The sequence below is a fragment of the Chromohalobacter canadensis genome, assembly GCF_029544075.1.
Classification (GTDB): Bacteria; Pseudomonadota; Gammaproteobacteria; order Pseudomonadales; family Halomonadaceae; genus Chromohalobacter; species Chromohalobacter canadensis_A.
The window spans coordinates 147,419-158,121 of record NZ_JAJQJH010000007.1 but is presented as its reverse complement, the minus strand read 5'-3'; the positions used below and the strand labels follow the sequence as shown (position 1 = coordinate 158,121).

Genomic DNA, 10,703 nt, shown 5'->3' with positions numbered 1-10,703 from the left:
TGGTAGGACCGAGCGGATTTGAACCGCTGACCTCCACGATGTCAACGTGGCGCTCTAACCAACTGAGCTACGGTCCTATTTCAGATTAGCTGCGGTAATGCCATTACTACCGTTGCTGACTCTCATCTCGGCAACGGATGCGTATTTTACGCAGGCCATAGAAAAATGCAAGCCCCGACCCAAAAATTCGCCAAGGTTCAAACGCTTGACGCGAGCACCTTGCCATTTCCGTTTCTTCTTATTAAAGTTCATTTTAGCGAACAAAATCTTTGTCTACTTTCGTTTTACAACAATTCATAATGCCTTTTTCCGTACTAATTCATGGTTTAACATAGCCGTCCAGCCCGCACTGCACCGCCTGTGCAACGTTCGCGTCTACCCAAAAGACATGGTTCATTCATCGGCCGTTTTACTCGCCAGGTAACGGAACCCCATGACACAACAAGACCGCCACGAGGCCATCGTCACCCTGGTCAAGCATCAGGGCTACGCCTCTATCGAGCAGCTCACACAGCATTTTTCCGTCACGCCACAAACAATTCGACGCGACCTCAACCAATTGGCCGACGAAGGCACGATCAAACGCGTGCACGGTGGGGCCGGCCTCGAGTCGAGCACCGTCAACACCGCCTACCATACACGCAAGACACTCAATGCCGATGCCAAGCAGCATATCGCTGAATGCGTCGCCGCTCAGATTCCCGATTCCGCCTCGCTGTTCATCAACATCGGCACCAGCAATGAAATGGTCGCCGAGGCGCTACGCGAACATCAGGGCCTCGAGGTCATCACCAACAACCTCAACGTGGCGGCAATCCTTCAACACAAGGAAGACTTCAACGTCATCATCGCCGGCGGTCAGGTACGCTCGCGCGACGGCGGCATCATTGGTGAAGCCACGATCGACTTCATCAATCAGTTCAAGGTCGATTACGGTATCATCGGCATCAGCGGCATCGACGATGACGGCTCGCTGCTCGAATTCGACTATCAGGAAGTTCGCGTCGCCCAGGCCATCATTCGTAACTCGCGCCAGGTCTTCCTGACCGCCGACCACTCTAAGTTCCAGCGCAACGCCGTGGTGCGCCAGGGCAACATTTCGCAGATCGACGCATTGTTCACGGACCGTCAACCACCCGACGGCATCCTGCGCCTGCTACGCGAACATGATGTAACACTGCATATCGCCGACGCTTGACCGCCTCGCCCCGCTTATGGCGTCACCTGACGCCATGTTCGTTTCGTCGACTTGATGTTCGTTTTCGATTACGCTATTTTCATATCCGAACAATCAACTTGCGAAACCAATCTTGCGGAGCTTTCCATGAACGCCTCCCCCCGACAGGACATACTCGATCTTTTCGTCATCGGCGGTGGCATCAACGGTACCGGCATCGCCAATGATGCTGCAGGCCGTGGCTTGCGCGTCGCCCTGAGCGAGCAGCATGACCTCGCCAGTGCGACCTCCTCGGCGAGCAGCAAATTGATTCATGGCGGCCTACGCTATCTTGAGCATCGGGAATTTCGCCTGGTGCGCGAAGCACTGCATGAGCGTGAAGTGTTGTTACGCAAGGCACCGCATATCGTCTGGCCGTTGCGCTTCATCCTCCCGCACCAGCCGCATTTACGCCCGGCCTGGATGATCCGCACGGGCCTGTTCCTTTACGATCATCTCAGCCAGCGTGCCAGCCTTCCCGCGTCGAAAGGGATTCGCTTCGACGCCAAAAGTCCCCTCAAACCAGAGATCAAACGCGGTTTTGAATATTCCGACTGCTGGGTCGACGATGCCCGACTAGTCGTGCTCAATGCCATGCAAGCGCGCGAACACGGCGCCGATATCCAAGTGGGAAGCCGCTGCGTCGGGGCGCAGGAAGAAGACGGCCTCTGGCACATCACGCTGGAAGATGTCAGTACCGGCAAGCGCCACATACGATACGCGCACGCCCTGGTCAACGCCGCCGGGCCTTGGGTAGAACAGGTGGTACGCAAAAACGCCCAGCGCGATTCACGCTACGGGGTGCGCATGATTCAAGGCAGCCATATCGTCGTGCCACGCCTCAATACCGACGAGCGCGCCTATATCCTGCAGAACCAGGATCGGCGCATCGTTTTTGTCTTGCCCTATCAGCAGGACTACAGCCTGATCGGCACGACCGATGTGCGCTACCAAGGCGATCCTGCCCAGGTCAGCGCCAGCGGTCAGGAAATCGACTATTTACTCGACGTGGTCAATCAGCATTTCATCCAGACACTCGCGCGCGTGGACATCGTCACCACCTTCTCTGGTGTGCGGCCGTTGTGCGATGACGAATCCGCCGATCCCTCGGCAATGACACGCGACTATACACTCGATCTCGACGCACGCGGCGCACCGTTGCTGTCAGTCTTCGGCGGCAAGATCACCACGTACCGCAAGCTGGCCGAAGCCGCCCTCGAGCAATTGAAACCCTACTTCAACGAGATAGGAGCGCCCTGGACCGCCGAGACATCGCTCCCTGGCGGGGATATCGACTCGCGCGAGGCATTTGCCATGCAACTCGTCCGCGATTATCCGTTTTTAGGAGAAGCCCGGGCACGGCGCCTCGCTTCAAGCTATGGCACGCTATGTCTGCGCTTCCTGCACGGCGTCAGGCGCGAAGATCAGCTTGGCGAAACGTTCGGCGCAGGCCTCACGCAGGCTGAAGTCGACTACCTTGTGCGTGAGGAATGGGCACGTTCACCGGACGACATACTCTGGCGACGCACCAAACTGGGCCTGCGTTTCACGCCCGGGCAGCATCAGCGCCTGACTGCCTATCTCAATCGTCATTGCCAAGGGTATGCGGCCTGACGAGGCTATGCGGTGACGCCGTTGCTTGGTGCCATCACCGCTTGGCCTGCTACCCTCAATCTCCACGCTTACCATGGACGGTAACGCCCCGGCATGGAGCCAGGGCCGGCGCCGCCGAAAAGAGGCCATGATGATTGAGTATATCGCCGAGATAGTGTTTGCCCTGCTCGCGCTAGTAGCGTTTATCGCCACCGCCATCCCGTGGCTAGATTTACGCTACTGGTGGGTGCGTGGTTTCGACTTTCCCCGCATGCAACTGGCGGCGTTCGCCGTCGTGATTTTAATTGCCTTGCTGAGTGTGCTGCCATGGTCACCACTGGGTTGGATTGGTGCCATCGCGAGTTTGGTCGTACTCGGCGTGCAAGGTATGCGCATTTTCCCCTGGACACCGTTGGGGGCACGTCATGTGGTGGATGCCGAAGGCGAGGACGCCTCACGTCAATTCTCTTTGCTGGTCGCCAACGTTCTCACGCCCAATCGCCAGGCTGCATCGCTGATGCGCCAGATTCACGAGGTCGACCCTGACATCGTGCTGACCCTGGAATCAGACGCCTGGTGGGAAGAGCGCCTCGACGAGACACTGAACGAGAGCCACCCGTATACTGTTAAGATTCCCCTCGATAACCTTTACGGCATGCACCTATATTCGCGTCTCGCGCTACATGAGCCGCATGTCGAGTGGTTGATCCAAGACGACATCCCGTCGATACACGGCTGGTTCGCGCTGCCTAGTGGCGAGCGTGTGCGTTTCCATGCTGTACATCCAAGACCCCCCGCGCCCGGCGAAAGCGATGAATCGCTATGGCGCGATGCCGAGCTGTTGCTAGTCGGCCAGACGGTCCGGGACTCGGGTCAACCCACGCTGGTCGCCGGCGATCTCAACGACGTGGCATGGTCAAAGACGACACGCCTTTTCTGCCACATCAGCGGCATGCTGGACCCTCGCCGCGGACGCGGACTGTACAGCACCTTCCACGCCGAACATCGTTGGCTACGCTGGCCGCTGGATCACGTCTTCGTCAGCGAACACTTCACCTTGGTCGACCTACGCCGCCTCTCGGCGTTCGGTTCCGATCACTTCCCCATACTCGCAACCTTTCGTTATCGGCCGGCACGTGCCGATGAAAACGACAGCCCCGACGCGGACCGTGAAGAACGACAGGACGCCGAGGAAACCATTGAAGAAGCCCACGAGCGGCGTGGCGAGGAGCCTGTCAAGAGCAATGATTGAATCCCGTTTATGTCACTCGCCGAGTCAGCATAGTGCGATGAGTTAAATAAATTGGGCGCCCGTGAGGGCGCCCAAAACAAGCTATTTCTATCCACCTTTCACGTCACTCGGGAATGCCGCCTTGTGTCAGCTGCGCGGGATCGAGCAGACGTTCGAGTTCCTCGCGGGATAACTCGGTTTCTTCCTCGGCCACATCGATGATCGGCCGCCCTGCCTGATAGGCCTTCTTGGCGACCTGCGCCGCCGCGTTGTAGCCGATCACCGAATTGAGCGCGGTCACCAAGATGGGGTTGCGCGACAGCGGCGCCTCGATATTGTCGCGACGCACGTTGAAGGTCGCGATGGCGCGATCGGCGAGCAGCGTGCTGGCGCTGGACATCAAGCGAAGCGACGTCAGCAGATTCGAGGCAATCAGCGGCAGCATGACGTTGAGCTGGAAGTTGCCACTCTGTCCCGCCACCGTGATCGCGCTATCTAGCCCGATCACCTGCGCCGCGGTCTGCGCCGCCGCCTCGGGAATCACCGGATTGACCTTGCCCGGCATGATCGAGCTTCCTGGCTGCAAGGCTTCGAGCTCGATCTCGCCCAGCCCCGCCAAGGGGCCTGAATTCATCCAACGCAGATCATTGCTGATCTTCATCACCGCACAGGCATAGGTGCGTAGCTGACCGGAAAGCTCGACGGCGGCATCCTGCGACCCCAGGCTGGCGAAGAAGCTATCGTTGGGGCGTAGATTGAGTCCCGTCTGCTCACTCAGCGCCTTGGCGACCCGCTCGGCGAACTCGGGATGAGCATTGATCCCCGTACCCACCGCCGTACCGCCGAGCGCCAGTCGTGTCAGTCGCTGCTGGGTACCCTCCAGGCGTTCGATGGCCTGAGCGACCTGGCTGGACCAACCACCAAGCTCCTGACTCATGCGCACCGGCATGGCATCCATCAGATGGGTACGCCCTGTCTTGACGACGTCATCCACCTCGTGTGCCTTGGCGTCGATGGCCGACTGCAGGTGACGCAAGGCGGGAAGCAGCGTTTTCTCGACCTCAAGCGCCGCCGACAGATGCAACGCAGTGGGAATGACGTCATTGCTCGATTGCCCCATGTTGACATGGTCATTGGGGCCGACCTCGGTGCCGCTCTCACTGGCGAGATGCGCGATCACCTCGTTGACGTTCATATTGGTCGATGTGCCCGACCCCGTCTGGAAGACATCGATCGGAAACTGATCGCCATGTTCGCCATCGACGAGACGCTGGGCCGCCTTGATGATCGCCTCTGCGCGTTGGGCGTCGAGCAGGCCAAGGTCACGATTGACGTTCGCCGCCGCCAGCTTGACCCGTGCCACGGCCTGAATGAACGCGGGGGGCATGGGCTGCCCACTGACGGGAAAATTGTTGATGGCACGTTGCGTCTGGGCGCCATACAGTGCGCCGGCGGGAACCTCGAGTTCCCCCATGCTGTCGCGTTCAATGCGTGTCTCGCTCATCACACCCTCCTGATCGGTTGAGACCGCCGTGCACGCGGCCCCATCATGGCGATACCCGTCGCTATCGACGATCATGATGGTCGCTCCTCTGGCGCACACGAGCCCGGCGACTATCAGTGTGAAATTGTGCTGCCGATGACGCCTTTCAAGGCATCGTCACCACCTCTCGGGAGAATCCATCATGTGGCATCGCACCACGCTCACCCTGAGCCCACGCCATCAGGGCTTTCATCTCGTCACCGCCGAGATCACCGACCAGCTTCCAGAGCTCGCCTCCGTGCGTCTCGGACTCTTGCATCTACAACTGCTGCATACATCCGCATCGCTCACCCTCAACGAAAACGCCGATCCTGATGTGCGACACGACATGGCCCTTTATGCCGAACGACTCGCGCCTCAAGGCATCGATGGCATGCGCCACACGCTGGAAGGGCCAGACGACATGCCGGCACACGTCCTGGCCAGCCTATTCGGTACGCAATTGACACTCGCCGTCGAGTCGGGACGACTCGCTACCGGCACCTGGCAAGGCATCTGGCTAGGGGAGCATCGTCAGCACGGCGGGCCGCGCCGCATTCTCGCCACCCTCAACGGCGACGATACGTGATGCGGCTCATTACCAGCCCAGCGCCTGCTTGACGAAGGGAATGGTCAACTTCCGCTGAGCGGAAAGCGAGGCGTGATCGAGACGCGCAAGGGCATCGAATAGCGCAGCAAGCTGTCTCGGGCCTCGATGCAGAATATAGCGCGCGACTTCGTCGGGGAGCTGCATGCCACGCACCCGTGCCCGCAGTTGCAAAGCCTCGAAGCGTCCGCTGTCGTCCAGGGACTGCACATGGAAGGTCACTCCCCAGCTCAAGCGCGAGGAAAGATCGGGCAGCACGGTGGGCAACTGGCGTGGCGCGGCCTCCGCGGCGATCACCAAGCGCTTGTTGGCATCGCGCATGCGATTGAAGAAATGAAACAGCCCCTCTTCCCAGCGCTTGCGACCCAGCACCGCAGAGAGATCGTCGATCGCCACCAGGTCCAGGCGTTCGAGGTCCTCGAGCATATGCGGCGGAAAGTGGCCCAGATCGCGCAAGGGAAGGTACAAGGCACGCCCGCCCCGGTCGCCGGCTTCGTGGCAGGCGGCTTGCAGCAGATGGCTGCGACCGCTGCCGGGGGCGCCCCATAGAAACAGAAAAGGTTCGCCATCCGTGTCGAGCTGGCCACGCAAGCGTTCGAGCAATGGCGCATTACTCGACGCATGGAAGTTGGCAAACGTTGCATCGTCACTCAGCCCCACTCCCAGTGGCAACTGCGCGGACCCGGTCATGACCTTTCCTCATCGCCTTCGTGCGAGGCGCCATCGTGGCGGGAAGTATCGTATAAGCGACTGTTTTTATAGCGCTCATGAAGGTAACGCAATACTACCATGACGATAGCGGCGACCGGCAATGCCAGCAGAATGCCGGTGAAACCGAACAGCTGCCCCCCCGCCAGGACCGCGAAGATGACCGCAATCGGATGAAGGCCGATCTTGTCCCCCAGCAGGACGGGCTGGAGTAACGTACTTTCGACGACCTGGCCAACACCGAACACCACGGCCACGCCCAGCAAGGGCAGCCATTCGCCGAACTGAAAGAACGCGACCAGAGCCGCAATGCTGATCCCCACGATCACGCCGAGATACGGCACGATGCTGGCCAGCCCGGCCACCAGTCCGATCAGTAGTCCGAAACGCAGGCCGAGCAGACTCAGCCCCGTCGCGTAGATCACCGCTAGGCTGAGCATTACCAGCAACTGCCCGCGCAGAAAGGCCGACAACACCTCGTCGCATTCATGGCTCAGGCGCGTGATCGTTGGCTCGACATGACGCGGCAGCAAATCGCGCAGGCGTGCCTTGAGCCGATCCCAGTCGAGTAGAAAGTAAAAGGTCGTCACGGGAATCAGCGCCAGATTGCCCATCCACACGGCGAACGCCATGCCTGACTTGGACGCCTGGGCCAAAATCGCAGCCGCCACTGTACCGGTCTCGCGCCAGTTCTCCATCAAGGTGCTGCGCAGTTGATCGAAATCAGCGCTGAGATCCACGCCCGTCACGGCTTGGACCTCCGGTAGCACCACCGACTGCACCCAGTTGAAGATGGCCGGGAAGGATTCGACCAACTGCGCCAGCTGGCGTCCCAGCAAGGGAATCAGAATCAGGCACGCCAAGACCATGGACAGCGCCAACACGAGGAAGACTACGCTTACCGAGAGCCGGCGTGACAAGCCGCGCGCCTCCAGCCAGTCAGTCACTGGGTCACCTAGATAGGCCAAAATCATGCCGACGAAAAACGGCATCAAGATGGGCTCCAGCAAGACGAGCAACCAGATCAATCCCGCCGCGCCCAGAAGGCCCCACACTTGTATGCGTGTCATTGCAATACGTATCTCCCAACCCTTTTGGATTCGATTCTACACGCCTGCGCAGGCGATGCGCCTCCCTTGGGGCAATGCTACAATGTAGGCTTCCCTTATACCGCCCTGGCCTCGGGCGCCAGGCGGCGCCATCGGCTTCGCTCGATCGCCCCGCGATCGGCACACTGTTGACAGGAATGCCCATGACTCGCAGTTCGGACACGCCCTCCTCCTCCCGCACATCACTTAGCTACAAGGATGCCGGCGTGGACATCGACGCCGGCAACGCGCTCGTCGAACGCATCAAGGGAGTCGCAAAGCGTACCTCCCGTCCCGAAGTAATGGGCGGCTTGGGTGGCTTTGGCGCGTTGTGCCAATTACCCAGCGGTTACCACGAACCCGTTTTAGTATCCGGCACTGACGGTGTAGGCACCAAGCTCCGTCTGGCCATGGACCTTGAGCGTCACGACACCATCGGGATCGATTTGGTCGCCATGTGCGTCAACGATTTGGTCGTCGCCGGTGCCGAGCCGCTGTTTTTTCTCGACTACTACGCCACTGGCAAGCTGGATATCGACATCGCCGCCGATGTCGTCACCGGCATCGGTGAAGGCTGCAGCCAAGCCGGGTGCGCGCTGATCGGAGGAGAGACCGCCGAAATGCCCGGTATGTATTCGGGCAGCGATTACGATCTGGCAGGCTTCTGTGTCGGCGTCGTCGAGAAATCCGAGATCCTCGATGGCAGCCGCGTCGCCGAGGGCGATGTGCTGCTCGGACTGGCATCGTCCGGTCCCCATTCCAATGGCTACTCGCTGATCCGCAAGATTCTAGAAAGAGGGCAGGCCGATCTTGAGCAAGACATTGATGGCACTCCCCTGCGTGACGCTTTGCTGGCGCCGACACGTATTTACGTCAAGCCGCTGTTGTCGTTGATCAAGGACAGCGACGTGGCCGTGCACGCCCTCTCGCACATCACCGGCGGCGGCCTGCTCGAGAACGTGCCTCGCGTGCTGCCCGATACGCTCACCGCGCGCATCGATGCCGAAAGCTGGACGCGCCCCGCCGTCTTCGACTGGCTGCAACGTGAAGGCAACGTCGACGAGCACGAGATGCACCGCGTGCTCAATTGCGGCATCGGCATGGTCGTGGTCGTATCTGCGGCGCAGGCCGAACACGCCCAGACCACGCTGGAAGCCGCCGGCGAAACGGTGCACCGTCTTGGCGACATCGTTATGCGCCAGGGTGAGGAAGAACAAGTTCGTCTGGAGAACGTCCGCTCATGAATGCTACGACTCAAGCCGACACTCCCGACGGCAACGACTTCGAAGCGGAACCGGCCGAGAAGCGTCGCGTCGTGGTGTTGATCTCCGGCAACGGCAGCAACCTGCAGGCGCTACTCGATGCGCAGCAACACGACGAGTTGGGTGGTGAAATCGTTGCCGTGATCTCCAATCAAGGCGATGCCTACGGCCTGATCCGCGCCAAGGAAGCCGGTGTCGACTCCGTCGTGCTACCGCATCGCGAATACGACGATCGCGAAGCTTACGACCGCGCCTTGATCAAGGTCATCGACCGCCACACCCCGGATCTGATCGTCCTCGCGGGGTTTATGCGCATTCTCACCCCGACATTCGTGCATCGCTATGCCGGCCGCATGCTCAATATCCATCCTTCGCTGTTGCCGGACTATCCAGGACTGGATACGCATACCCGCGCCCTGGCCGATGGCGTGTCGGAGCATGGCGCCAGCGTGCACTTTGTCACCGAGGAACTCGATGGCGGGCCGGTGGCCTTGCAAGCCGCGCTCAGGGTCGACCCCGACACCACCGCCGAGCAGGTAATCGAGAAAGTCCATGCCCGCGAGCACCTGATTTACCCCATCGCCGTGCGCTGGTTTCTTGAAGGCCGCTTGAGTCTGGGTGCGGAAGGCGCTCAGTTCGACGGCATGCCGCTACCACCCACCGGTCTGCGAATGTCGCATGAAGACGCCGCGGAAGAGCTCGACGAAGAAGGGTAGAACACAGCTTCGGGCTTCGGGCTTCGGGCTTCGGGCTTCGGGCTTCGGGCTTCGGGCTTCGGGCTTCGGGCTTCAACAGCATTTTGGCTCGCTGCTCGTGGCCCGTTGCCCGTAGCTCGCTGCTTACGTCCTCGGTAGCGTCACGCCTCTCTGCCCCATGTACTTGCCGCCACGGTCCTTGTAGGAGACGTCACAGACCTCGTCGGACTCCAAGAACAGCATTTGCGCTACGCCTTCATTGGCATAGATGCGCGCAGGCAGGTTAGTGGTGTTGGAAAATTCGAGCGTGACATGGCCTTCCCACTCGGGTTCCAGCGGCGTGACATTGACGATGATGCCGCAACGCGCATAAGTCGACTTTCCTAGACAGATAGTCAACACGCTGCGCGGAATTCGGAAATACTCCACGGTACGCGCCAAAGCGAAGGAGTTGGGCGGAATCACGCAGACATCGCCCTTGACGTCGACGAAGCTTTTCTCATCGAACCCTTTGGGATCGACCACGGCCGAATGAATATTGGTGAACACCTTGAATTCATCGGCGCAGCGCACGTCATAGCCGTAGCTGGAGGTTCCATAAGAAATCACCCGCTGCTCATTCACGTAACGAACCTGGTCCGCCTCGAACGGCTCGATCATGCCCTGGCCTTCGGCCATGCGCCGAATCCATTTATCGGATTTGATGCTCATTGAAGTTTCCTGCTCAGTGCGCTGTCGCGATGAAATCGGGTCGTCTCCGCGAACGCTTGGTCTGTGAACA

The 10,703-nt window shown here is 60.0% G+C and carries 10 protein-coding genes and 1 tRNA gene; 6 read left to right on the top strand and 5 right to left on the bottom strand.

The window, feature by feature from the left end; genetic code table 11:
- Positions 1–77, bottom strand: a tRNA-Val gene (locus tag LUN51_RS10995).
- 356 nt (positions 78–433) lie between these two features.
- On the opposite strand from LUN51_RS10995, the gene LUN51_RS10990 reads away from it, so the two are divergent.
- The 3 genes from LUN51_RS10990 to LUN51_RS10980 all read left to right on the top strand — a co-directional run bounded on the left by LUN51_RS10990 (position 434) and on the right by LUN51_RS10980 (position 4,061).
- Positions 434–1,198 (top strand): DeoR/GlpR family transcriptional regulator, encoded by a 765-nt coding sequence (locus LUN51_RS10990; protein ID WP_277811274.1) that lies wholly within the window; start codon positions 434–436, stop codon positions 1,196–1,198.
- 126 nt (positions 1,199–1,324) lie between these two features.
- Positions 1,325–2,830: a glycerol-3-phosphate dehydrogenase gene (gene glpD / locus LUN51_RS10985; RefSeq protein ID WP_277811273.1), complete on the top strand. Its 1,506-nt coding sequence runs from the start codon at positions 1,325–1,327 to the stop codon at positions 2,828–2,830.
- A 130-nt stretch (positions 2,831–2,960) separates the two neighbouring features.
- A complete protein-coding gene (locus tag LUN51_RS10980; RefSeq protein WP_277811272.1) occupies positions 2,961–4,061 on the top strand; it encodes an endonuclease/exonuclease/phosphatase family protein in 1,101 nt (366 codons plus the stop codon).
- A 103-nt stretch (positions 4,062–4,164) separates the two neighbouring features.
- On the opposite strand, the gene LUN51_RS10975 is transcribed toward LUN51_RS10980, so the two are convergent.
- On the bottom strand, positions 4,165–5,544 hold the full coding sequence (locus tag LUN51_RS10975) for a class II fumarate hydratase (protein ID WP_277811280.1): 1,380 nt from the start codon (positions 5,542–5,544) through the stop codon (positions 4,165–4,167).
- 181 nt (positions 5,545–5,725) lie between these two features.
- Here LUN51_RS10975 and LUN51_RS10970 point away from each other — a divergent pair, with 181 nt between their 5' ends.
- On the top strand, positions 5,726–6,151 hold the full coding sequence (locus LUN51_RS10970) for a secondary thiamine-phosphate synthase enzyme YjbQ (protein ID WP_277811271.1): 426 nt from the start codon (positions 5,726–5,728) through the stop codon (positions 6,149–6,151).
- Positions 6,152–6,160: 9 nt separating this feature from the next.
- Here LUN51_RS10970 and hda read toward each other — a convergent pair whose 3' ends face one another.
- Together hda and LUN51_RS10960 are read right to left on the bottom strand one after the other, a co-directional pair.
- Positions 6,161–6,859: a DnaA regulatory inactivator Hda gene (gene hda, locus LUN51_RS10965; RefSeq protein WP_261507278.1), complete on the bottom strand. Its 699-nt coding sequence runs from the start codon at positions 6,857–6,859 to the stop codon at positions 6,161–6,163.
- Entirely contained in the window at positions 6,856–7,947 is a 1,092-nt protein-coding gene (locus tag LUN51_RS10960) for an AI-2E family transporter (protein WP_277811270.1), read from the bottom strand. The genes hda and LUN51_RS10960 overlap by 4 nt, the downstream gene beginning before the upstream one ends.
- Positions 7,948–8,129: 182 nt before the next feature.
- On the opposite strand from LUN51_RS10960, the gene purM reads away from it, so the two are divergent.
- Entirely contained in the window at positions 8,130–9,209 is a 1,080-nt protein-coding gene (gene purM / locus LUN51_RS10955; protein ID WP_277811269.1) for a phosphoribosylformylglycinamidine cyclo-ligase, read from the top strand.
- Positions 9,206–9,943, top strand: a complete 738-nt coding sequence (gene purN / locus LUN51_RS10950) for a phosphoribosylglycinamide formyltransferase (RefSeq protein WP_040241621.1) — start codon at positions 9,206–9,208, stop codon at positions 9,941–9,943. The genes purM and purN overlap by 4 nt, the downstream gene beginning before the upstream one ends.
- A gap of 123 nt (positions 9,944–10,066) precedes the next feature.
- Here purN and dcd read toward each other — a convergent pair whose 3' ends face one another.
- Positions 10,067–10,633: a dCTP deaminase gene (gene dcd, locus LUN51_RS10945; protein ID WP_040241625.1), complete on the bottom strand. Its 567-nt coding sequence runs from the start codon at positions 10,631–10,633 to the stop codon at positions 10,067–10,069.
- Positions 10,634–10,703: the final 70 nt, after the last annotated feature.

Coding starts and splice junctions, on each gene's coding strand:
- LUN51_RS10990 (WP_277811274.1), top strand. CDS start 434: ATGACACAACAAGACCGCCACGAGGCCATCGTCACCCTGGTCAAGCAT.
- glpD (WP_277811273.1), top strand. CDS start 1,325: ATGAACGCCTCCCCCCGACAGGACATACTCGATCTTTTCGTCATCGGC.
- LUN51_RS10980 (WP_277811272.1), top strand. CDS start 2,961: ATGATTGAGTATATCGCCGAGATAGTGTTTGCCCTGCTCGCGCTAGTA.
- LUN51_RS10975 (WP_277811280.1), bottom strand. CDS start 5,544: ATGAGCGAGACACGCATTGAACGCGACAGCATGGGGGAACTCGAGGTT.
- LUN51_RS10970 (WP_277811271.1), top strand. CDS start 5,726: ATGTGGCATCGCACCACGCTCACCCTGAGCCCACGCCATCAGGGCTTT.
- hda (WP_261507278.1), bottom strand. CDS start 6,859: ATGACCGGGTCCGCGCAGTTGCCACTGGGAGTGGGGCTGAGTGACGAT.
- LUN51_RS10960 (WP_277811270.1), bottom strand. CDS start 7,947: ATGACACGCATACAAGTGTGGGGCCTTCTGGGCGCGGCGGGATTGATC.
- purM (WP_277811269.1), top strand. CDS start 8,130: ATGACTCGCAGTTCGGACACGCCCTCCTCCTCCCGCACATCACTTAGC.
- purN (WP_040241621.1), top strand. CDS start 9,206: ATGAATGCTACGACTCAAGCCGACACTCCCGACGGCAACGACTTCGAA.
- dcd (WP_040241625.1), bottom strand. CDS start 10,633: ATGAGCATCAAATCCGATAAATGGATTCGGCGCATGGCCGAAGGCCAG.